Below are 23,796 nucleotides of genomic sequence, written 5' to 3'. Positions count from 1 at the left end.
TATAAAAATAGCTTTATTTTATTTTTTCTCGTTATAGATTCCTTCGTACTCTCCGTTAACTTCGTTACATTCAACAAAAACTATTTGAGCAATTCTGGCGTTTTTATAAACTGTAATAGGATTTAAAACATGCATTAAATAGGTTGGATAACCTTCGTATCCCGGGTCATGAACTGCGGTGTAAAGTGTTGCCCCCATTCTCAACAAGCTACTTCTTGGATAGGCAAAACCTCCTGCATTGTTAGGTACCTTTATCCTATCTGCAACCTTTACTGCATAAATTCCAACACCTAAATCGATTTTTTCATCCTTTTCAGAGTCAAAAATTTCAACATGTTCAGGGAGCTCTCTTTTTTCATTTGTAAAATCGATGGTTCCTTTCCCAACAATCTTGTAGATTTTTCCAACTCTTAAATCGATTCCACACTGCTGGATTTGAATATCATCTTTAACTTCAATAAAATTTTTTGATATTTTTGCTCCGATGATCATAATTTTCCTCCTTTGATTTCTTGACGAAAACCAAAGGTTTTCGTGAGTCAATAATCACCTTGTGATTTGTCTCGAGTTTAAAGTTTTTACCACTTTTTCCTCCTTTTTATAAACAAAAGCTCCTCTCTCAACATCTTCGCCTATCAAACAATTTGCTCCAATCCAGCAGTTGCTTCCTACTTTAACCCCTGGCATAAATGAGACCTGAACACCTGTTTTTACATTATCTCCCATTACGACCCCTAATTTTCTAACACTCTCGACCTTATCTCCTTTTATATTCACTTTAACAGGTTTGTCATCAAATCTAAGGTTGGCGGTTATTGTGTTACATCCAAAGTTGCAGTTTTCTCCGATTATGCTATCTCCAACATACGATAAGTGCGGTATTTTGGTATTTTTCATTATGATGCTTCCCTTAACTTCAGAAGAGTTTCCAACAAAGGTATTTTCCATTAAAACAGTATTTGGTCTTATATAAGCTAAAGGTCCCACTATGGCTCCTTTTTTAATTATTGCCGGTCCTTCTATTACACTATTTGCCTTTACGGTTGCTCCCTCTTCTATAATTACATTTCCTTCAACAACCACGTTTTTCCCGATTTCTCCCTTTATATTGGTTTTTATGTCTTTTAAAAAATAGGTATTTGCGTTTAATATATCCCAAGGTCTTCCAATGTCGTTCCAGTAACCGTTTAATTTAATGCCCTTTATTTTTTTATCCTTAACGAGCTCCTTTATGGCATCGGTTAATTCGACCTCTCCTCTTTCAGATGGTTTTATGTCCTTTAAAATCTCAAAAATTTCAGGTTCGAATTTGTAAATACCTGCATTTATTAAATTTGATTTTGGATTGTTTGGCTTTTCTTGGAGCTCGGTTATATTATTTTCATCATCAACAACTACAACACCAAAGTTTTTAGGATTTTCCACCTCTTTCAATGCCATGGCGTTCTTATATTTTATAAAATCCTTTAAATCATCTTCAAAGATAACGTCCCCATTTAAGACTAAAAAATCGTTATCAATAAAATCTTTTGCCATTAAAACAGCGTATCCAGTACCATCAAATCCCTTCTGCTCTATGAACTTGATTTTTCTGTTTCCTTCAAAATATCTTATTATCATCTCTTTTTTGTATTTAACGATTAAATAGATGTTATCAACAAAATCTTCAATTTTTTCAACAATCCATTCTAAAATAGGTTTTCCTGCAATTGGAATCATTGGTTTTGGTCTATTTTCTGTCAATGGCATCAATCTTGTCCCATTTCCTGCACACAAAATCACAGCATCCATTTAATCACCAAATATAATGTATTTATTAGTTATTTATTAATTAAAGCTTTTTTTACCAAGTTCATACCTTTTTCTAGGAGCTCTTTTGCAAATTTATTATTCTTTGCCTCAACCCTAATTCTAACATAAGGTTCTGTTCCAGAAGGCCTTATCAATATCCAGCCATCTTCTAAACTAAACCTTACACCGTCTATGGTCTCAGGAGTTGTTTTAAATGCTCCTTCTCCATTTTCAACAACATAATCCATAACCTTTCCCTTTTTCTCGTCCGGACAGTTTAATTTTTCCCTTAAATTTACATAGGATGGGACTTCGTCCATTATCTCGTATAATTTTTTATCGTAAAATTCCATCATTTCCAGGATTCTCAATCCAGAGAGTATCCCATCTGGTGTTAAATGCACATCCCTATGTATCCATGTTCCAGAAGGTTCTCCACCAAAAATAGCATCATATTTTTCAAGAGCTCCTGAGACTGCAACATCTCCAACCTTTGTTCTAATTACTTCAGCATTTAAATCACTTAAGTATTCTTCAATAGCCATTGATGCATCTATTGTTGTGATTATGATCTTTTTGCTTTTTTTGACTACGTTAGCTTCACAGAGGTACCTTGAAAATGCTGCCAACAACTTATCAAAATCTGTTAACCTACCTTTTTCATCTATTGCTATCATTCTATCGGCATCGCCGTCGTGAGCTATCCCTATGAAATCCCTGCCCTTACTATTCAGCCCGTTAATAATATCCATGGTTTCGATTAAGTTCTTTTTATTAGGTTCTGGCATCCTACCTATAAATCTACCATCTACATGAGAATTTAGGGATAAAGTCTTACATCCAACTTCAGTAAATAAATATGGAGAAACCAAACAGCCTGCAGAATTACCGCAATCCACAACAACGTTATGTTTTTTGTTTAAATCTATATTCTCCAAAATAAAATCCATGTATTTTTTAATGGCAGTTTCATCTTTCCAAACTTTACCAACACAGTTCCAATCTGCCCTTTTAAAATTCTCGTTAAAAACAATTTCTTCTATCTGACTTTCCTGCTCAGGTTTAAATGCAGTTCCATCTTTATTAAATAGTTTTATCCCGTTATATTCGGGGGGATTGTGGGATGCAGTAATCATGATTCCAGTATCATAATTTCTTGTTGAAAATCCTAGAACTGGCGTTGGAGCCATGCCTATTGTTGTTACTTCACATCCTCCATTTAGTAAACCGGTTATTAATGCACTTTCTATTAGTTGCCCGGTTGTTCTAGTATCCCGTCCAATTACAACGTTGTTAACTTTCTTTGATAACGCAAATCCTACTTCGTATGCAATTTTTGGGTCAAGGTTTTTCATCCTTATTCCCGAAGTTCCAAATAACTTCATTTTTCCACCTATAAATTAATGAATATTACTAATTATTAAATTAATCATACAAAATAAATCATAGTATATCTAAATAATACACCATATTGACCTCATGGACGACTATACTTAAGACATATAATCATATAATCATGTGCATAATACATATATAAATTTAAAAACAATTTATAATTATGCTATCTAAAGTACTTGAAAGAATCGAACGTAAATATGAACACGATGATAGTAAAATAAAATATTTTTCAGAGATATTAAATGAATTCTATAAGAACAGGGAATTTAATAATGAGTGTGAGAGCTCACTGGAGTATGTAGGATTATATAAAAAACATGATTTGTTGTTGTATGGGAAGAACTATCCGCTGTTTAAATCCATTCTGTACTTTAATGAAGTGCCATTATTTAAAAGCGAAACTCAGGCAATAGTTTTTTTAAAGAAAAACGGTTTTAATCCATCAAAAACTTATTTTGATTTAAAAGATTCTGAAAGGATTGAATTGGGAAATAAGCTAATGTATTTGATATTAAAAAAAGTCCCCAATGAATTTATTGATTATGTTCCTAAGCTAGTATTTGGGGATTGTTATTATTTAAAAAAATACAACATTGAACTTGAGGAGTATGTTTCAAAATTAAATGCATTATCAAAAATTAACGAACATGGGGAAATTGAAAAATCCATAGTTTATCAGAAACTGCCCGATGAGGATCTGGTTAAAAAATACAGGATGGATCTTGCAAAATCCATAAACCTATTTAATAAAATGTTGGAAGATAAGGAAATAAACCATACAACCATCGAGTATAATAATAAAAAATTTACCTGTCAGTATATTTATATCAAACAATCTATTTGGGATAGGATTAAAGGTTGGGTATTTGGCTCAATTAAAGCGGAGCACTATCCTGCCCTGGTGAATATTGCCTACTCAAATCCTAAGATTGATTATTTAAAACCGTTTTTTATACTTAATGAAGACGGATATAGAATAAATGTCTTTGCAAGGGTACCAAAACTCTTATATTTTAAATATAACTTAACTTTAAATCATATGAACTTGACTGGTAAACATACTTACTTTGGTTCTTGGAGTAATGAGCTTATGTATGAGTTTTTAGGGAAGGGGTGATTTTATGAAAAAATATTTTGAAGAAAGTGCTAGAGTTAAGTTAGACTTTATTACCAATAATGAAGATAATTTAAAAAAGTCTATTGAAATAATAACAAATGCTTTAAAAAATGGCAACAAGATTTTAATCTGTGGAAATGGGGGCAGTGCAGCAGATGCTCAGCATTTTGCCGCTGAAATAGTAGGTAGGTTTAAACTGGAAAGGAATGGATTTCCAGCAATAGCATTAACTACTGATACATCCATATTAACGGCAATTGGGAATGATTATGGGTTTGATAATATTTTTAAAAGACAGGTTGAAGCATTAGGTAATGAAGGAGATGTTTTAGTTGGAATTTCAACTAGCGGAAATTCAGAAAATGTTATAACCGCCATAGAACTTGCCAAAAAGATGGGAATTTATACAATTGGATTGTTGGGAAAATCAGGGGGAAAATTAAAGGACATTGTTGATTTACCATTGATTGTTCCATCAGATAATACTCCAAGAATACAGGAATGTCATTTAACAATATATCATATAATTTGTGAGGAAGTAGAAAAAAACTTAATGAAGTAATTGGGATAAAATGATAATCAAAAATAGAAAATTATTAAAAGATATTGTTTTGGAGTTAAAGAATCAAGGATGTAGGCTAGTGTTTACAAATGGATGTTTTGATATTATTCATAAGGGGCATGTCAGGTATTTAAATGATGCTAAAAAATTTGGAGATATTTTGATAGTAGGTATTAACTCCGATGAGTCAATTAAAAAAATAAAGGGAGATAAAAGACCCATCATCCCATTGGAATCAAGGGTTGAAGTTTTAGATAGTTTAAAACCTGTTGATTTTGTAGTTCCATTTGATGAAGAAACTCCTATAGAGTTGATAAAAATAATAAAACCCCATACTCATGTAAAAGGTGGGGATTATCGGGAAGAGGATTTACCTGAGGCAAAAATAATCAAAAGCTATGGTGGAGAAGTTAAAATAATTTCATTAGTTGAAGGTTTTTCTACAACAAATATTATAGAATGGATTTTAAAGAAATACAAAAAGGGATAGCATGATATGTATTTTGGGAGAGGTAATGCTCGATAAATACACCTATGGAAAAGTTGAGAGAATAAATCCTGAAGCTCCGGTTCCGGTGTTGAGTGTTGTTGAAGAAAAATATACCCTCGGCGGGGCAGGGAATGTTGCAAATAATGTAATGTCATTAAAACATAATGCATTTTTGTTGAGTGTCTGTAATAACGATTTATTTGGAGAATGCGTCAGAAAATTATGTGATGAGAATGGAATTAAGTACTTCTTTTTAACAGATGGGAGGCCCACAATCGTAAAACACAGATTTGTTGCTTTGGGATACAATCAACAACTCCTTAGGGTTGATCATGAGGAAAAAAACCCATTGGATGGTAAATATACTAAGGTTATTGTTAAAAAGATATTGGAGTTAAATCCCAAGATTTTAATTGTTTCAGATTATGCCAAGGGGCTTATAACTAAAAGTTTAATGGATAATATAATAAAACACTTCAAGGGAAAGATTTTAGTTGATCCAAAACCAAATAATATTAATCTTTACGAGAATGCCTATTTAATAAAACCAAATTTAAAAGAAACTTCCGAAATTCTTGAAAGGAGAATAGAAAATACAGATGAAGATGTGGAAAAAGCAGGTTTAGAACTGGTAAATGAATACAACACCAACGTTGTAATCACAAGAAGCGAGAAAGGTTCAACCTTAATAACAACTGACGAAGAGATTTATCACATTCCAACAAAGGCTAAGGAAGTTCACGATGTTTCAGGTGCTGGAGATACATATATTGCCACACTTGGTTATGCTTTGGATCATGGGTATGATTTAGTTGATGCTGTAAAGTTGGCAAATAAAGCGAGCTCAATAGTAGTTGGAAAAGTTGGAACTGCAACAGTTAGTTTGGAGGAGCTATTTGATGAATAAGGTAATATTTTTAGATAGGGATGGTGTTATCAATAAACGATTAATTGGGGATTATGTTAAAAAAATAGAAGAATTCGAACTATTGCCAAAGGTAAAAGATGCATTAATTGAATTTAAAAAAATGGGTTATTTGTTAATAGTAATTACCAATCAGCAGGGAATTGGAAAAGGTATCATGACTGAGGATGATTTAAGGGCGGTTCATAATTATATGCTAAAACTTCTTCCAGAGGTTGATGATATCTTTTACTGTCCACACTTGGATGGAACTTGCAGCTGTAGAAAACCTGGAAATGGCATGCTCTTAAAAGCCGAAGAAAAATGGAATATAGATTTCAATAAGAGTTGGATGATTGGGGATAGCGAGAGCGATATAATCTGTGGAAAGAGCGTAGGTTGTAAAACCATAAGAATATTACATGATGATAATGAGAAAACAGACGCAGATTTTATTGCTAAAAGTTTATTTGAATGTATAAATATTGTAGATGAATTAAAATAAATGATATTATTTAGGTGGAAAAATGAAATCTATTATCTTAGCAGGGGGAAGCGGAACTAGATTATGGCCGTTAAGCCGTGAATACTATCCAAAGCAGTTTTTAAGACTTAAAAAATTCAAAAAATCTTTATTTCAAAAGACCTTTGAAAGAACATTAGGTTTAACAGATGATATAAGCGATATCTACGTAATTACAAATGAAAAGCATAAATTTATAGTTCTTGGGCAGATAGAAGAATTGGGATATGAATTCAACGAAAATAACATTTTAATTGAGCCAGTTGGAAGAAATACCCTTCCAGCCATCTATTATGGTGTAAAAGAAATTAAAAATCATGGCGATGATGTTGTAGGGGTTTTTCCATCCGATCAGTTGATTGATGATGAGGAGGAGTTTACAAGTACAGTAAAAAAAGGCGAAATAATAGCAGATAATTATATAGTAACATTTGGAATAAAACCTAATAAACCACATACTGGCTATGGTTATATAAACCCTTCCGAAAAATTGGAGAATATAGGATATAAAGTTGAAGAATTCAAAGAAAAACCTAATTTAGAGACCGCAAAAGAATACATAGAAAAAGGATACCTATGGAATAGTGGTATGTTTTTATTTAGAACCGATCTTTTTGAAGAAGAAGTTAAAAAACATTGCCCAGAAGTATACCAGGCATTTAACTCAGACAACATAAATGAAATTTACGAAAATGTCCCAGATATTTCAATAGATTATGGAATCATGGAAAAATCCGATAAAGTTGCCGTAGTGCCGTTAAATATAAAGTGGAGTGATTTAGGTAGTTTTGATGCATTTTATGAAGAATTTGAAAAGGATAAACATGGAAACGTCACATATGGTGAGAATGTTTTAATAGATTCTAAGAATAATTTAATAAACATCCATGATGGGAAATTGGTTTCTCTAATAGGAGTAGAAGATTTAATTGTCGTTGATACAAAAGATGCCTTATTAGTATGTAAAAAAGAACACTCTCAAAAGGTTAAAGATGTTGTTAAAGAGTTAAAAGAGAGAAATGATGAAAGAACAAAATTCCATAAAAAGGTTCATAGACCTTGGGGCCACTATACAATTTTAGAAGAAGGTCAATTTTATAAGATAAAACGGATTACAGTTTTGCCGGAAAAGAAACTGAGCTACCAATTACATCATCATAGAAGTGAGCACTGGATAGTTGTTAAAGGTACGGCCAAAGTTGTTGTTGAAGGAGAGGAATATTTTGTTAGAAGCGGAGAAAGCACATTTGTTAAAAGTGGTTTAAAACATAGATTGGAAAATCCTGGAAAGATACCTTTGGAAGTTATTGAGATACAGGCAGGAGAATATTTAGAGGAAGACGATATTGTAAGGTTTAATGATGAATGGGGGAGAGAATGAATAAAATATAAGTTAATCAGTCATATTCATTGTGATAAAATGAATGGTATAAAACTAATTATATTTCCAGGTTATTATGTTCCTCATATTGGCGGATTAGAAACTCATGTGGATGAATTTGTTAAGTATCTATCAAAGGATGAAAATTATGATATTTATGTATTTGCACCAAATATTCCAAAATACAAAGAGTTTGAAATAAAACATAATAATGTTAAAATTTATAGATATCCTGCATTCGAAATTATATCAAATTATCCTGTCCCAAATATTTTTAATATTAAATTTTGGAAGATGTTTTTTAATATATACAAAATTGATTTTGATATTGTCATGACAAGGACTCGATTTTTTTCAAATACATTATTGGGATTTTTCTTTGCAAAATTTAGATTGAATAGGAAAAAGTTGATTCACGTTGAACATGGAAGTGCGTTTATTAAGTTAGAGAGTGAATTTACAAATAAAATGGCTTATATGTATGATATTGTTCTTGGAAAACTTATATTTAAAAAATCTGACTATGTTATAGCAATATCAAAGGCGGTTAAGGATTTTATAACAGAAAATTTTATTGATGACAGTAACATTCCCATAATATATCGAGGATTAGAAATTGAATATATTGAAAGTATTGAAAAAAATAAATATATTGAGAAAAAATTTAAAGATAATAAAAACCTATCCGTTTTTAATATCACTCGCAATACTCGTGATAAAATAAAATTATGTTTTGTTGGAAGACTGTATAAATGGAAAGGTGTCGAAAATATTATAAAGGCATACAAGGAGCTCCCAAAAAATATAAAAGAAAAAACTGTTTTAATTATTGTAGGTTATGGTGAGGACTTAGAAAGACTTAAAAAACTTTCAGGAGATTATTTGGATAACAGCATTTATTTCACTGGGAAAAAAGATTTTAAAGATGCAATAGGGATTGTCAAAGCGTCTGATATTTATATTCACTCGTCTTATAAGGGTGGCGGTTTGTCGAGCTCATTGTTGCAAGCCATGTGTTGTGGAAAGGCAATTGTTGCAAGTCCTTATGAAGGTGGGGATGAAGTCGTTATTGATGGAAACACAGGTATTTTGTTAAAAGATAACAGTCCCGAACAAATTAAAAATGGAATTATTAAATTAATTAAAAATAAGGAGTTAATAGAAATTTACGGGAAAAATGCAAAAAAATTTATAAAAGATAATTTTAATTGGCAGAGCTCTGTTGAAAAATATAAAAAGATTTTTAATAAATTATTGAAAAAATAAACAAAAGTTTGAAATCGGGATTTACATGGTAAAGAAACACTACAACAATTTAAAAGATAGATTATATAATCTTGCAAAAAAGTACTCTTCAAAGGTAGGTTTGGACCTTCCATATTTTATAAAAGGAGGGTTTTGGTTAAGTATTGGACAATTCTTCGGAACTTTAAAGGGGTTTATTTTAAGTATAGTTTTTGCTAATTTGCTGTCAAAAGAAGTTTTTGGAGAGTATAGTTTTGTAATGACAGTTTTAGGTATTGCAGGGATTTTTGCACTTCCAGGAATGGGTGTTGCAGTTGTTCAGGCAGTTGCAAAAGGTTATGAAGGAACATATTTTAGAGCTCTGAAAGATGTTTTTAAATGGAGTTGGCTGGGCGGTTTATTATTGTTATGCGTTTCTGTTCATGAATACTTCTTTGGAAGATTTAATTTAACATTAATATTTTTAATATTGTCGTCTTTATTTCCTTTTTATTCCATTTCTGGATTTTATTCCGCATTATTAAATGGTAAAAAAAGATTCGATATTCTGACTAAATTATCTTCTTTTTTTAACATTATTTCAACAATTTTAATAGTTGCCGTAGTATTCTTTACAGAGAGTGTTTTTTGGATTTCTGTAATTACTGTTTTAGTTCAAATCCTGATTAATGGATATTTTAGTTTATTCTATGTTAAAAAATATGTAAAAAATAATGAAATTGATGAACATAGTATCGAATTTGGAAAAAATATTAGTTATTCTCAGGCATTTTCAAATATTGCCAACAACTTTGATAGTTTGGTTATCGCTTATTTTTTAGGATTTTCTAGTTTAGCCATTTTTAAAATTGTTACATTACTTCCAAATCAGATTAAAATGTTAGCAAATGCATTTACGCCCATGTTACTGCCTAAAATTGCCTCCCAGGATTTGAGCAAAAAGGATTTAATGAAACATTTTAAAAAGTTTTTTTTAGTTGTTGTTTTTTTAATTTTAATTTATTGGGTAGTTGCCCCTTTCATCTTTAAATGGTTTTACATACAATACTATGACTATGTATGGTTAAGTATGTTATACCATATGAGTTTTATAGTTATGTTATACATATTGCCATTTAATTATTTAATAAAAGAAAAAAAAGGAGATTTAATAAATAAATTTTATAATTACTCTGCCATATTATTAATAGTACTAAGTTTAATTGGAATTTATTTTTATGGACTTTTAGGAGCAATTATGGCAAGAATTATTCATAGGTCATTTGTAATGGTAATCACATTTCTATTTTTTTTCAAGTACTGCAAGTAATTTATTTTTTAATTTATTATATATCTTATTAAGAATTATTATTAAATACCGCACTATTGAATTTTTAATTATTTTCTTTCCAATAAAATATTTATCTATATCTTTTAATCTATTATCCGAATGTTCCAATATTTGTTTCCATTTTTCAGGATATTTCGAACCTATTGCAAAAATATAAATACTGCCATTACTCCAATCATTGAAATTTATATAAATCAGTTTCATATTATTTCTTCTAAAAAGTTCTTCAATGGCAAGTGGTGTAATTCTCCAATAATCGCCATACTCTGCATGTTGCTCTTGAAGGAAGGGAATAACTACTATAACTACATCTTTGCTTAATTCGCATAAGTTTTTAAATGCTATGAATATATCAAATATATGTTCCAATGTTGTATGATTAAATACCACATCAAACTTTTGTTTTAATTCATCAGGCAAAGGTTTTGTTAAATCTAGAAATATCTCATTTTCCAAATTCCCCTGGAATCCCCTAAATTCCGATTCATAATTTGAAATCCAATATTCTGATGAATGTATAAAATAATCCATATATCTTTTTCCTTCTTTGTCGATATCTTTCCAACCACTGACATTAATGACCTTGCCATGAAATAAATGTGCAAATTTTTTAAGCTCATTATTTGACCATATCCTTGGTATTCTAAATTTTTTGTCCAAATATAAAAATTTTAATTTGTTCATTTTTACCCCTTATTTTAGACTTCTTATTTTATTTGCAGGAACCCCTCCCCACAGTTCATAAGGTGGGACATTTTTAGTAACAACGGCTCCTGCGGCTATAACACTACCTTCACCTATCTTCACCCCTGGAAGTATAATGGCCCCAGAACATACCCATACTCCATCTTCTATTATTATTGGTTTGCTTATATGGGGTCTACTCGTGTAAGGTCTAGTTAGGTCCAGACCTCCAGTATGCAATTGAGCATACGATGAAATATGGCAATATTTACCAATTTTTATTTTATCTCTTGCATTTAGAACAACGCCTTCACTTAATCTTGAATAATTTCCGATTTCTATATTGTTACTCCCGCGTATAATCAGTTTTCCATCAAGATATACTCCTTTACCAAATTTTATATATTTCCAATATTTAATTTTTCTTAAATTACTTTTAATGACGACATACTTACTAATTACAATTTTTTTAAGACTCATATTATCCCGCTTATCTTTTTATCTAACTTGAAAGCGCACGTTTTATTTTGTGATATTAAGTTTGAATAATATTTTATTTTTGATAAATATGCTGCCCAACACCAAGTATCTAATAAAATTTCGAGAATTAATACGATTTATATTTTCCCCAATAATTTTTATTAATGAATTATTTTTATTTAAATAAGCCATTAGTTTTGCATAATCTTTTTCGTCCATTTTATCCCTAAACACGGGTACTGTATATTTACCTACATTTATGTCATAAGATTGCCATTCAAGATTGTCATAATGCTTAAACCATGAAAACTCCTTTGGGATTATTTCTCGTTCTTTTGCAATATTATATAATGGGGTTCCTGGATAAATTTTCATAAATGATATTGCTTTTTCACTACATCTTATACCATCCCGGAACTTTAATGTTTCTAATGCCATATTAAAAGTTTCCCCGGGGTGACCTATGCTAAAAAAACATTTAAGATGTATGTTTAAATCATTGCACCATTTTATAACATTCTTAACTTGTTCAATAGTAATTCCCTTTTTAATAACATTGTCTAACAACCATTGATTAGAAGATTCAACACCCATTGCAACACCCGTGCATCCTGCTTCTTTCATTAGTTTTAATAAGATATAATCTACAGTATTTGCCCTTATTTCACAAAACCATGAAATTTTTTCATTTAAATTTTTATCAATCATAAGATTACAAAAATCAACTGTTCTTTTTTTCGATAATGTAAATGTGTCATCAAAGAAGTATATGCCATTATATCCGTATTTGTTATATACCAATTCTATTTCTTCAATTATATTTTCAGGCGATCTAAAAGTTGTTTGACGACCCCATTGATCAGCCACAGAACAAAATACACATTTGTATGGGCATCCTCTACTACCAATCATATTAGTACCCTTAACTTCTTTTGGATTGGTTCCGGGAATATGCAATGGTGGAAATTTTTTTACATTTAGTGCATCCCTATCAGGAAATGGTATTTTATCCAAGTCTTTTATTCTAGATCTTCTTGGATTTACAATTATATTTTCTCCATCCCTATATACAATTCCCAAAATATTGTCTATATTATCTTTTAAGCTATTATTTTTTAATTCTTTAAGTAATTCGCAAACAGTTAATTCACCTTCTCCGATTATCCCTATGTCTATTGCCCTACAATTTTTTAATGTATCCATTGGTTCTAATGTGATGTGTGGCCCTCCACTAAATACCAATGAATTCTTGAATTTACTTTTAATTATTTCCGATGCTTTTTTGACGGAATATCTATTGTGGGTGTTCATGGATATTCCAAAAACAACTTCTTCATCTTTTAGTCCTTTATTTTTAATTTTATCCAATTCTCTAATTAACATCTCAAACGGATTTTCATAAAAACTTAAATCAATAATATCCACATCCGCTAATTTTTGATAAACCACATAGGATGCTACATAACCTAAACCTAAATGTGGCATTAAATTTTTATTCAATGTACTGGTAATATTAATTAAAATTAATTTCATAGTTTCCCTCCAAACACTTAGAGATAATCTCTTTAGCCCTCTTTTCCCAAGTATATTCCTTAACCTTCTCAAATGCATTATTTACTAATTTATTTTGCATTCTATTATCATTTATAAGTTCTTCAATCTTTAGCGCTAAATCTTTTTCATTATCTGGTTTAAAAAACAGAACGTCATCTTCACTAACGACCTCCCCAATACTTGGCAAATCACTTGCTATAATAGGTCTCTTTGACGCCATGTATTCGAATAACTTCAACGGGGAAGTATATTTAACTGAAATTTCATATTTAGAAGAATTTGGGATAACTAAAATATCTGATACTTTTAAAAATAAAGGAATTTTAGAATTTTCAATAAAAGGAACAAAAATAATGTTTTTATTATTATATTTTTCTTTCAACCTAATCACTTGTTCTTCATTACCTCCAACAACCAAATAAACAATATTTTCTTTATTTTTTAAATAGCCATAAGATTTTAAAAATGTTCCATATCCTTTCCATTTCTGCAAACTTCCTGTATATGATATTATCGTTTTATTTTTTGGTAAATTTAATATTTTCCTTGCCTCATTTTTTGAAATATCAACATCAAACTTATCTAAATCTACACCATCATGTAATACATGTATTTTATTATCATTAAAATCATTTTTTATTAATTCTTCTTTTAAACCTTTACTGATAACTACACATCCATGTAAATTTTTAAAAGTTTGTTTAAATAGAAGGTGCCACAACTTACCATTTGATAAATCATGCAATTCATAAATTACCTTCTTATTTTTAAAGAATTTTGAAACTAAAAAAGCAAATATTAAATCCCTGGTATAAACATAATTATAATTATTTTTTATATTTAAAAATCTCAAGAATAACAACAAACTTCTAAAATAATAATTTATAAAAGGTTTCAAAGAAATTGTATTATAATCAACATCTTCATTATAAATTTTTTTGATATTATAGTTATCATTATTAAAACTCATAAGAGTAATATCCTGCCCAATTTTTCTAAATGCCTTACACATGTTTAAAACTTGAATCCTATTTGCACATGGTTTTGAAAAATCTGCATTATGGACATATAAAATCTTAGTCATCACCATTCACCAGTTTATAAATTTCATTAACTCTTTTTCCATAGTTTTCCCAAGTATGTTGTTCAGCCTTTTTTCTCGCCCTTTTTCCAAACTCTTCGATTTTGTTTCTATTATTGTAAAAAAATAAAATTTTCTCTTTTAAAGCTTCAACATCTTGTGTAGGGATTATGAAACCATCTAAACCATTTTCAACAATACTTCCGGAGTTTGCAGTGGTTATAACCGGTAGTCCGCATGCTAATGCCTCATAAATTGATTTTGCAGAACCTTCTAGTAATGAAGGAAACGCATAAACATGATTTTTTAGAAGTTCCTCGTGTAGATTATTTACAAAACCATGCAACCTTATATTGTATTTCTCAGCATCTTTAAGATATTTTTTAACTTCCGGGTAAACTCTGCCGTAAATATTTAATTCAGCATCATTTAAATCCAATTCCTTCCAGGCTTGAACTAAATATCGAATACCTTTTCGACTATTAACATTCCCTGAGAATGCGACTTTAAATGACTCATTATAATCTTTTTCATTAGGTTTGAATTTATTTATATCTACTCCAAAAGGTACTACAAAAATTTTATTTTCATTAATTCCTTCATTAATTAATGATTTTTTCACAAAATCCGATGGAACAACATAATAATCAATATATTTTAAAGAATTCTTTACATATTTTGGTGTTTCAAGTTTGTCCTTTCCAACTAAATCAAATAATTCTTTGTTTGTAAGAATATTTGGAAGTGCCATAGTCGCATCCTGAATTACTACCATATTTTTGTTTTTAGATTTTACATGGTTATATATATTCGGCAAATAATCCCATGAATGAATTATGCTAATATTTTTCAATTTATTTAATTTTCTTACCGTAAAATATTCAAAAATATCATTTTTTACTCTTCCTGCTGGAAAATTTTTTGAAATATATATGGGAATTGCCGTAAATACTTTCATAATAAAATCAGCATAAGGAAAACATTGGACAATATTAAACTCCTTTTTTAAATCTTTATTATATCCTCTACATAATATAGTTAAATTATTATTTTTGGAGACTTCATTTGCTATTGGTAATGCCCTGGCTCCAATGGTATTCCTAACACCAAAATCAGAATTTAGAATAAATATAATTTCTTCTTTTTTTTTAAACTTGCTAATTTTTTCACCCCCTTACTAATATGTGATCGATTTATTATTTTTAAGCCCTCTTGCAATATTGAAATATTTATTAATGCCATATTTTAAAGTTCATTCTTAAGACTTTGTTAAAATTTTTACAAAGTTTACTTGAGTATTAAGCTTCTTATTTGTGAGTCCCAGATCATATTTATGTTGTTGGTTATTATTGGTTAATTAATTGTATTCTGAAAAAATTTATTCACTTCCATGCATAAGTAGTCATATGGCCTTTTTTTTCGGTAAAAACATGATATCCAAATTTTTTAAAATATTGTTCTAAAAATTCATATGTTTGTTTGCCGTTTACATTGTGGTATGATGCAATTGCCCAGAATGCGGATCCTTTTTTTATTAGATTTCTTGCACCAACAACTGCATTAACTTCTTCACCTTCTATATCCATCTTAACAAAAGATACATCTTTGTAATTGATAGAGTTATCTTTTAAAAAAAGATCAATAGATGTAACAGGTACTATTAAATCACCTTTTTCCATTTCAATTTTGGAACTTCCACCTTTTCCTATAAATCTAATTTCTTTCTTGATATTACTAATTCCTAATTTATGAAGTTCCACATTGTTTAATTTGTTTAATTTGATGTTGTCAGTTAGGATTTTATAATTCCAAGGAATGGGCTCAAACGTGATTACTTTCCCATTAGTTGCTTTTTTAGCAGCATATAAAGTAAAGTATCCCACATAAGCACCAATATCCAGAACAATATCATTTTTATTAATATCCCTTTTTTTAATATAATTTTCTATCTCTGGATTAAATTCTGCATATTTGTTGAAAATCTGTCTTTTTACTTTAACATTTACTCCCCTTAAATTCACTAATTTAGTCCCTATTGAGAAACCGTAATATATTTTTTTGAATAATATTGAATCTTTTATCACTTCTGGTAATACCATATGCGTCACCCTTCATAAATATATAAAATTTTTTTAATGTTTTCAATCCAATCAATAAGTTCATAAGTTGCTTTTTTACAATTTTCTTTCATTTCATCTTGAACGGATGGATTGTATAGTATATTTTTTATCGATTTTGCAATTTCTTCTGGATTCTTATCAACTATATATCCGGTTTTCCCATTTATAACAACCTCAGGCAAACCCCCAACTTTTGTGACAATTACCGGTTTTCCAAAAGGATAAGCAATAGGAATTATACCACTTTGCGTAGCATCGTGGTATGTTAAGGCCACTAAACATGTCTTTTGGAAATAATAAGGAATGTCTTCTTCCGCAATATATTTATCATGTATTTCAATATATTCTTTAAGTTTGTTTATTAGTTTTTTATAAGGTTTTAAATCACCTTCACCGGCAATAATGAGTTTAAATTTACATCCTTCCTCTTTTAAAATCAATAAAGATTTAAGTAGTAAATCCAAACCCTTATACTTTAAAATTCTACCAAAAAATAATATAGTATAGGGTTCTTCCCTAATGTTATCTTTTTTATATTTTAATAGAAATGCATAATGCCCATGTGGGTAAATAATAATTTTGTTTTTTGAAATATTAAATTTCTTTAAAACCATATTTTTTAAAAATTCGCTATGAATTATTATATAGTCTCCCAATTTCATCTGTATTTTATTTATAATTCCCTGTATATTTCCTCTGGGTTCTCCAGTATGTTGAATTGGATCGTGTTGTGTAAATATTATTTTATAACCTAGAAGTTTAAATATTAGCGCATACAATATACTCCAAGGGTGATTATCTAAAAAATGTAATGCTGTAGGGTTTATTTTTAGTATTTTGAGAAACAAATCAATATGCTGACATATATTTAAAGTTTCAATAATAAATTTTTTAATAGACGGGTTTGAATTAATTTCTATTAGTGAAGTATTATTATATTCTATAAATTCTTTTTTCGAGTATTTTGGACATACTAAATAGACCTTTTTAAAGTTACTTAATGCATTGGCGTATTGTGTAGCATAATGCCACATTCCACTCCTACCATAAAAACTAAACAATATTATTTTTTCCACGAAGCAACCACCATTTTTTTATCGGTTAAAGTAATATTTTCATAACCTATGTCCTTAAGAATATCCATCACTTCGAAATATGTTATTCTACCGTTAATTTCATGATCGGCCATTATTAATAATAAAGGTTTGAACTTTTTAAGAATATCTTTCATCCCATTTAAAGCATCAATTTCTGCTCCTTCGATATTCATTTTAATTATGTCAATCTTTTCCATATGTTGAAATAGATAATCTCCCTTCATAATTTGAACTTTAGTGATGCCTTTTCTATAAATAGTTGATCCAGCCCCTCCTGCTGATAACATCATTTCTTGATTTGTTTTTCCAAGGCCCATATTTAATATTTCAATATTATTACATTTATTTATGTCAATATTCTTTTTTAAAAGTTTCATGGCTGTTGGATCAGGTTCTATGCAGATTACCTTACCTGTCTTATTGTTTTTAGCACAAAAAATGGCAAAAACTCCGTAAAATGCCCCACAATCTAAAACTACGTCACCTTCTTTAATATTACAAAATTTTAAATAATCTTCAACTTCGTTCTTATTATCGATCATTGTTATTGTCTTTATAAGTTTTATTTTTGTATTTTTTATTTCTATTGTTGTAATTCCTATGGGGATGCTTAGTATTTTATAAAATATTAGTCTAAGTATTTCTTTATATTTGCCTTCAGGTACAATCTTTGATAAATTTTGGCATAATTTAAAAAACAATTGTCTATTGCACATGATTATATACCTCAATATACTTTTTAATGATATCATCAATATTAAAATTTTTTTCTATATTTTTTCTTGCTTCAATTTTCATAACATTGTGTAGTTCTTTATTGCTATACAATATATTAAGTTTTTCAGCATAATCCTCATAATCTTTATTTTTTATTAAAAAGCCAGTTTTACCATTAATTATTGAATCTTGAACACCAGGAATATCAAATCCAACTACTGGTAAGCCGCATGCCTGTGCTTCTAAAACCACATTTGGAGAACCTTCGGATTTTGTATTTAGATGAACCATAACATCTCCAACATTGTAATGGATTATTAGTTCATTTATATCATTTATAAACCCCTCTGAGAATTTAACATAATCTAATAGTTTTTTTTCTTTTAATGCATTTACTAATTTTTCTTTATCATCACCATCACCAATGATAAAGAATTTTATTTTTTTTGCATCATGCTCATTTACTAATTTTTCAATTATTTCCGGAAGTTTTAAAATACCCTTTCCTTTTGTTATTCTTCCAACATACAAGATTACGAACTCATCTTCGTTAAATCCAAATTTTTTTCTTAAAATATTTCGTTCATTTTCAGGGAGTGGCTTAAATAATTTAATATCAATTCCATTGGGTATCCAAACAATTTTATTGGGGCTTATCATATATTGTTTTATCAATCTATTGAGTTCATATTTGTTTTGAACAATAATTTTATCTACTAATCTCAATAGTATGGGCAACATTAATATATATTGAAAAATTGAATAAGGTATTGCGATAGGATTCCAACTAAATCCACCTCCTCTATGATGTGCTATTATTTTTTGTTTTTTTAATTTTAGTATTGGGACTACAAAATCAAATATTAAATAATAATAAGTATTTAGATGCCAAATAGACACTTCTGATTTTTTGATATTAAATATTTGATTTAATAGTGATAGTGAAATTTCCAAAGGTATTGTTAGCTTGAATAAATTAACATACACTAAATTCATATTAAAACCACATCTATGTTTTAAAAGTAAATTATCATATTCTTTATATATTGTAAAAAATACGAATTTAGGTGAATATTTTGTAAATTCAGATGATTTTATCAATCTACAAAGTATTTTCGTTATGTGTGTCTCTAAATTTTCATAAAATTCTATTGTAATATTATTTTTTAGAAACCACTTTCGTTCAAAAGAATGAAATAAGACAATATTAATATTTGTTTTACCTTTTTTCATTGTTTTTCACCCACCACCATCAAGTGTGGATAACTCAAAGAATTATAAATATATTTGTCAAAACATTTTAAAAAATCTAAATTCTTTGGGAGATTTATGGATTTATCACCATAATTTTTATTATTTTTTTGATTCCTTATGTTATTTAACATTCTAGTTCTAACAAGTGGCAGTGCTAAACATTTAATGTGGTATTTTAATATAGCGCATGGCAGTTTAAGTGTTGATAATATCAAACTATCCTCCCAATCCCCATAAAACGAATATGTTTGGATGTTATATATCCCAAATTCATTTAACAATAGTGTTAATGATTTTGGTGAAAAATAATGAAGATGTGCAGGTGGTGAAACCCAATCCCAGTATTTTCCACATATTTTATAGTTTAAAGAGCCCATATTTGGAGTAGTTATTATTATTTTACCTCCTTTTTTTAATTTAGAGAGTGCTTTTTCTAAATAAGTCTTTGGATTCGTAAAATGTTCAATAACATCAAACATTGTAATGATGTTAAAATATTCATTTTTTAAGTTATTTTCAACATTTAAAAAATCCCCGATTATTACATCTATTTTTTCATCTAAAATACTATCTTTTAATTTTATTAAATCTTTATCAATATCTACCCCAACAATCTCCTTCACACCTGAATTATAAAAACATTTAATAATATCGCCCTTTCCAGACCCTATATCTAAAACTTTTTTATTTGTGATATCAGTATTTAGCATTTTCAAAATTCCTGAAAATTTATTAATATTTTTTAATTTTTGATTGTTTGGAAGAGTAAATATTTTAGAATAATAGAAATCTAACATTTCTTTTGTAGGTGTTGGATTTACAAATAACAAACCACAATTTTTACATTCATAAAATTTAAAAGAACCCAATAAATTGGTTTTTGTAAATTTATAATATGGGTTATTTCCACATATTGGACATTTAATGTCGTTATTACTGTTCATCTTTTTCACCAACAATGTTTTTAATCTCGTTAAATACAAGTTTTGGCGTAATGGTCTTTATACATATATTTTCACCACATTCTCTAATTTCACAGTTTTCAATAATTCCTTTTATAATTGTGGATTTACTCATAAATGGGCCCCATTTAAAGGGATTTTCCCTAGAAAAAAGTATGATATTTGGTATTCCTAATATATCTACTATATGGGAAGGTCCCCCATCTATACCCATATATATGTCAATATCCTCAAGTTCTTGTAAAAATATATCTAAATTACGACAAAAAATATATTTTATATTGCTTTTATGTTTTAGTTTATTATATATACGGTTAAATTCTTTTTTTTCATAAATACTATAGTATACTTTTACATAATAATTATTGTCTATTAACATGTTAATTAAAGCCAAAAAATTATCCAGTCCCCAATCACGACATTTTTCCCCGCCAAATCCTAAGTGGACACCTACTATTTTTTTATCGATTTCACCTGTTTTTCTTAGGTATTTAAATCCATTTAATGCAAGATTGGTATTTAAGTTATAATTATGTATATTGAGGGCTTCTAAGAATTTTAAAAATTGCAAGATAATATTTTCATCCTCAATATATTGTATCTTAAAGTCATACAAAAAACTAAATGGAGAAAGTTCAAAACCACAGATTTTTTTAATTTTTAAAATTTTCATAATTAACGCATTTCTTCTTCTGCCTACTAAATCAATCCCGTATTTGCTATTAGAATAACATTTTAAAACTTTTATATATTCTTTTAAATCATATTTCATAAATTTATATAAGCTACCTATTCTTTTTGTTATTTTTGCCATTTCTTTATAATCAATGCACAAATTTCTATTGCTTAAAGGGATTATTTCATCAACATAGGGTATTTTTTTTGCTAACTCGTAATTCGATGGGCTAGTTATTAATACAACATTATAATTTGGAAGTTTTTCTTTTAAAATCGACAGTAATGGTATTGTTATTGCTAAATCACCTAACCTATCTTGTTTAAATATTAAAATATTGTGTTTCATTTCCTGTGTGTTAATATAAAAATATTTTAAAACTTTCCGGAAAATTGCGACACCCAATGATATTATTTTATCAACAATACGTCCCATTAAGTGAATTTTTGACACTTTTGTATTTTTAGAACTGTATGGGCAATTTTTATTTACAATTACTATTTTTATTTCTCCATTCATGGATTTATAATTTTTACAAATTACATTATCCATTTTTTCCACCATTTAACAAATAAAAACAACCTAATCTTGTAAATATTATAAAGCTTATTATTTTTCTTTAAAATTTTAGTTTTATAAAATTTAACCAAGTGCTCCAACCCAACGTCTTCTAAAATAGCAATTCCATTATCCAAAATACTGCCATATTTTTCATTCAAAATCCACTTATCCAATGGCGGTTCAAAACCTCCCTTTCCCCTATTAACTATCTCATCTAGCAAAATATCCTTAATAATCTCCCTCATTAGTTTTTTTGTTTTAAAGAAATTAACTTTAAATTCATTTGGGATTTTTTGGCTAAATTCTGCAAATCTGTAATCTAAAAATGGACTTCTAACCTCCAATGCATTTGCCATCGATGCTCTATCAACCTTAACTAAAAAATTATCAGATAATGTTCTAAACAGCAAATCAAAAATTCTTACCGTTTCTGGTAAATTGTTATTTGTTATTTCCATACAATATTTTAAATTATTTTCCACCCAATACTTTCCTTTTTTTCCATATATAAAATCTCCCTCCAATAGCTCAGAATAAAATTTGTAATTTTCAGCTAGAGAGAGTTTAACAGCCTCTTTGATTAAAAATAAAAAATTAAAATTTTTTAATAAATTTATATCAAGTATTCTTAAAAATAACATTCTAATAGACTCTGGAATCTTTTTTAAATATTCTATTCTTTTACTAATTAAATGAAACCTATAGCCTCCAAAAATCTCATCTCCACCATCCCCACTCAGAGAAACAGTAACAAATTGTTTCGCCAATTCACTAACCTTATAAGTTGGAAAACCACTGTAATCTCCAAAAGGTTCATCATAAATCCAACTATATTTATCAATTAATTCTTCAAAGTCCTCCTCCTTAAAATAATAATGGTGGTGATTGGTTTTAAAATGATCTTTAACTATGTTAATATAATAGGTCTCATCATATTTTCCTTCGAACCCTATTGAAAAAGTATGCAACTTACTTAAATCAGTATACTCTTTCATAATTCCAACAACCGCTGAGCTATCCAAACCACCACTTAAAAATGCTCCAACAGGTACGTCAGAACGCATTCTTATTTTTACAGCATCACAAAGTAGTTTTTTTCCTTCTTCAATTAACTTTTTTTTATCATAAACTGGATTATAATCAGGGAGCTCCCAGTAATATTCTTTTTTAATTTCTTTCTTATTTAAGTCAAAAATCAAATTCTGCCTAGCTTCCAATTTAAAAACATTCTTATATATTGAATAGGGAGATGGAATAAAGCCCAATGAAAAGTACAAATCAACAGCATCTTTATTAATATTTTCTTTTTTATTTATTGGTTTAACAGATATTATTCCCTTTAATTCAGAGGAAAAAATAAATTCTTTCCCGTCCCAATAGTAATAAAATGGTTTTTGCCCCAACCTATCTCTTGAGCAAAAAATGATATTCTTTCTCTTGTCAAAAATACAAAAAGCCCACATTCCATTGAATTCTTTGACACAATCAAAGCCTAAATTATTATACAGTTTTAAAATAACCTCAGTATCTGTTCCAGTTTCAGTTTTTAAATTATATTTTTCCTTTAATTCTAAATAGTTATAAACTTCTCCGTTATAGGCAATGATTATATCGGCATTATCTAATCCACTATCTTCGTAGATAATTTTATCCTTTTCAATATTATATCCCATAGGTTGATGTCCTTTTTCACTTAAATCCAATATTGATAACCTAACATGCCCTAAACCGATGGAATAATCTTTTTTAAAACTGGTGTATGTGCCATCATCATCAGGGCCTCTATGTTTTATGGATTTATTCATTAATTCGAGCTCTTCCCTTAAAATATCTTCATTAAATCTAATTATCCCATTTATTCCGCACATT

The 23,796-nt window shown here is 28.8% G+C and carries 23 protein-coding genes; 8 read left to right on the top strand and 15 right to left on the bottom strand.

Annotation, left to right across the window (positions count from 1 at the left end):
* Positions 1–18 precede the first annotated feature (18 nt).
* The 3 genes from F555_RS0108590 to glmM are packed head-to-tail and all read right to left on the bottom strand — an operon-like array spanning position 19 to position 3,176.
* Complete coding sequence (locus F555_RS0108590) at positions 19–543, bottom strand: deoxyuridine 5'-triphosphate nucleotidohydrolase (RefSeq protein WP_263315240.1); 525 nt, start codon at positions 541–543, stop codon at positions 19–21.
* A gap of 3 nt (positions 544–546) precedes the next feature.
* Positions 547–1,791: a bifunctional sugar-1-phosphate nucleotidylyltransferase/acetyltransferase gene (gene glmU, locus F555_RS0108585; RefSeq protein WP_018154819.1), complete on the bottom strand. Its 1,245-nt coding sequence runs from the start codon at positions 1,789–1,791 to the stop codon at positions 547–549.
* 29 nt (positions 1,792–1,820) lie between these two features.
* Positions 1,821–3,176, bottom strand: coding sequence for a phosphoglucosamine mutase (gene glmM, locus F555_RS0108580; protein ID WP_018154818.1), 1,356 nt, complete (start codon positions 3,174–3,176; stop codon positions 1,821–1,823).
* A gap of 173 nt (positions 3,177–3,349) precedes the next feature.
* Between glmM and F555_RS0108575 the strand changes: the two genes are divergently transcribed.
* The 8 genes from F555_RS0108575 to F555_RS0108540 are packed head-to-tail and all read left to right on the top strand — an operon-like array spanning position 3,350 to position 10,720.
* On the top strand, positions 3,350–4,306 hold the full coding sequence (locus tag F555_RS0108575) for a hypothetical protein (RefSeq protein ID WP_018154817.1): 957 nt from the start codon (positions 3,350–3,352) through the stop codon (positions 4,304–4,306).
* Between the two features lie 4 nt (positions 4,307–4,310).
* Entirely contained in the window at positions 4,311–4,868 is a 558-nt protein-coding gene (gene gmhA, locus F555_RS0108570) for a D-sedoheptulose 7-phosphate isomerase (RefSeq protein WP_018154816.1), read from the top strand.
* Between the two features lie 10 nt (positions 4,869–4,878).
* Positions 4,879–5,358 carry a D-glycero-beta-D-manno-heptose 1-phosphate adenylyltransferase gene (gene rfaE2 / locus F555_RS0108565; RefSeq protein ID WP_018154815.1) on the top strand — a complete coding sequence of 160 codons (480 nt, stop codon included), beginning with the start codon at positions 4,879–4,881 and terminating at the stop codon, positions 5,356–5,358.
* Position 5,359: 1 nt separating this feature from the next.
* A complete protein-coding gene (locus tag F555_RS0108560; RefSeq protein WP_018154814.1) occupies positions 5,360–6,265 on the top strand; it encodes a bifunctional heptose 7-phosphate kinase/heptose 1-phosphate adenyltransferase in 906 nt (301 codons plus the stop codon).
* Positions 6,258–6,767 (top strand): D-glycero-alpha-D-manno-heptose-1,7-bisphosphate 7-phosphatase, encoded by a 510-nt coding sequence (locus F555_RS0108555; protein ID WP_018154813.1) that lies wholly within the window; start codon positions 6,258–6,260, stop codon positions 6,765–6,767. The genes F555_RS0108560 and F555_RS0108555 overlap by 8 nt, the downstream gene beginning before the upstream one ends.
* Positions 6,768–6,789: 22 nt before the next feature.
* Complete coding sequence (locus tag F555_RS0108550; protein ID WP_018154812.1) at positions 6,790–8,166, top strand: mannose-1-phosphate guanylyltransferase/mannose-6-phosphate isomerase; 1,377 nt, start codon at positions 6,790–6,792, stop codon at positions 8,164–8,166.
* Between the two features lie 39 nt (positions 8,167–8,205).
* Positions 8,206–9,432, top strand: a complete 1,227-nt coding sequence (locus F555_RS0108545; RefSeq protein WP_018154811.1) for a glycosyltransferase family 4 protein — start codon at positions 8,206–8,208, stop codon at positions 9,430–9,432.
* A gap of 25 nt (positions 9,433–9,457) precedes the next feature.
* On the top strand, positions 9,458–10,720 hold the full coding sequence (locus tag F555_RS0108540) for a lipopolysaccharide biosynthesis protein (RefSeq protein ID WP_018154810.1): 1,263 nt from the start codon (positions 9,458–9,460) through the stop codon (positions 10,718–10,720).
* On the opposite strand, the gene F555_RS0108535 is transcribed toward F555_RS0108540, so the two are convergent.
* The 12 genes from F555_RS0108535 to asnB all read right to left on the bottom strand — a co-directional run bounded on the left by F555_RS0108535 (position 10,694) and on the right by asnB (position 23,795).
* Positions 10,694–11,425, bottom strand: a complete 732-nt coding sequence (locus tag F555_RS0108535) for a hypothetical protein (protein ID WP_018154809.1) — start codon at positions 11,423–11,425, stop codon at positions 10,694–10,696. The two genes, F555_RS0108540 and F555_RS0108535, sit on opposite strands and share 27 nt — an antisense overlap.
* Before the next feature lie 9 nt (positions 11,426–11,434).
* Positions 11,435–11,905 carry an acyltransferase gene (locus tag F555_RS09155; protein WP_018154808.1) on the bottom strand — a complete coding sequence of 157 codons (471 nt, stop codon included), beginning with the start codon at positions 11,903–11,905 and terminating at the stop codon, positions 11,435–11,437.
* A 42-nt stretch (positions 11,906–11,947) separates the two neighbouring features.
* Positions 11,948–13,438 (bottom strand): B12-binding domain-containing radical SAM protein, encoded by a 1,491-nt coding sequence (locus tag F555_RS0108525; protein ID WP_018154807.1) that lies wholly within the window; start codon positions 13,436–13,438, stop codon positions 11,948–11,950.
* Positions 13,419–14,543 carry a glycosyltransferase family 4 protein gene (locus F555_RS0108520; protein ID WP_018154806.1) on the bottom strand — a complete coding sequence of 375 codons (1,125 nt, stop codon included), beginning with the start codon at positions 14,541–14,543 and terminating at the stop codon, positions 13,419–13,421. Before F555_RS0108520 ends, F555_RS0108525 begins: the two co-directional genes overlap by 20 nt.
* Positions 14,536–15,633, bottom strand: a complete 1,098-nt coding sequence (locus tag F555_RS0108515) for a glycosyltransferase family 4 protein (RefSeq protein ID WP_245547936.1) — start codon at positions 15,631–15,633, stop codon at positions 14,536–14,538. Before F555_RS0108515 ends, F555_RS0108520 begins: the two co-directional genes overlap by 8 nt.
* Positions 15,634–15,922: 289 nt before the next feature.
* Complete coding sequence (locus F555_RS0108510; protein WP_018154804.1) at positions 15,923–16,639, bottom strand: FkbM family methyltransferase; 717 nt, start codon at positions 16,637–16,639, stop codon at positions 15,923–15,925.
* A 5-nt stretch (positions 16,640–16,644) separates the two neighbouring features.
* Complete coding sequence (locus tag F555_RS0108505) at positions 16,645–17,736, bottom strand: glycosyltransferase family 4 protein (protein ID WP_018154803.1); 1,092 nt, start codon at positions 17,734–17,736, stop codon at positions 16,645–16,647.
* Positions 17,724–18,473, bottom strand: coding sequence for an FkbM family methyltransferase (locus tag F555_RS0108500; protein WP_018154802.1), 750 nt, complete (start codon positions 18,471–18,473; stop codon positions 17,724–17,726). The genes F555_RS0108505 and F555_RS0108500 overlap by 13 nt, the downstream gene beginning before the upstream one ends.
* Entirely contained in the window at positions 18,463–19,707 is a 1,245-nt protein-coding gene (locus F555_RS0108495) for a glycosyltransferase family 4 protein (protein WP_018154801.1), read from the bottom strand. The genes F555_RS0108500 and F555_RS0108495 overlap by 11 nt, the downstream gene beginning before the upstream one ends.
* Positions 19,704–20,672 (bottom strand): class I SAM-dependent methyltransferase, encoded by a 969-nt coding sequence (locus F555_RS0108490; RefSeq protein WP_018154800.1) that lies wholly within the window; start codon positions 20,670–20,672, stop codon positions 19,704–19,706. Before F555_RS0108490 ends, F555_RS0108495 begins: the two co-directional genes overlap by 4 nt.
* Complete coding sequence (locus F555_RS0108485; RefSeq protein WP_018154799.1) at positions 20,662–21,918, bottom strand: glycosyltransferase family 9 protein; 1,257 nt, start codon at positions 21,916–21,918, stop codon at positions 20,662–20,664. Before F555_RS0108485 ends, F555_RS0108490 begins: the two co-directional genes overlap by 11 nt.
* On the bottom strand, positions 21,906–23,795 hold the full coding sequence (asnB, locus tag F555_RS0108480; protein ID WP_018154798.1) for an asparagine synthase (glutamine-hydrolyzing): 1,890 nt from the start codon (positions 23,793–23,795) through the stop codon (positions 21,906–21,908). The genes F555_RS0108485 and asnB overlap by 13 nt, the downstream gene beginning before the upstream one ends.
* Between the last annotated feature and the right edge of the window lies 1 nt (position 23,796).

The sequence above is a fragment of the Methanothermococcus thermolithotrophicus DSM 2095 genome, from assembly GCF_000376965.1.
GTDB lineage: Archaea > AGJL01 > Methanococci > Methanococcales > Methanococcaceae > Methanothermococcus > Methanothermococcus thermolithotrophicus.
This window is presented reverse-complemented; position numbering and strand designations above follow the sequence as displayed.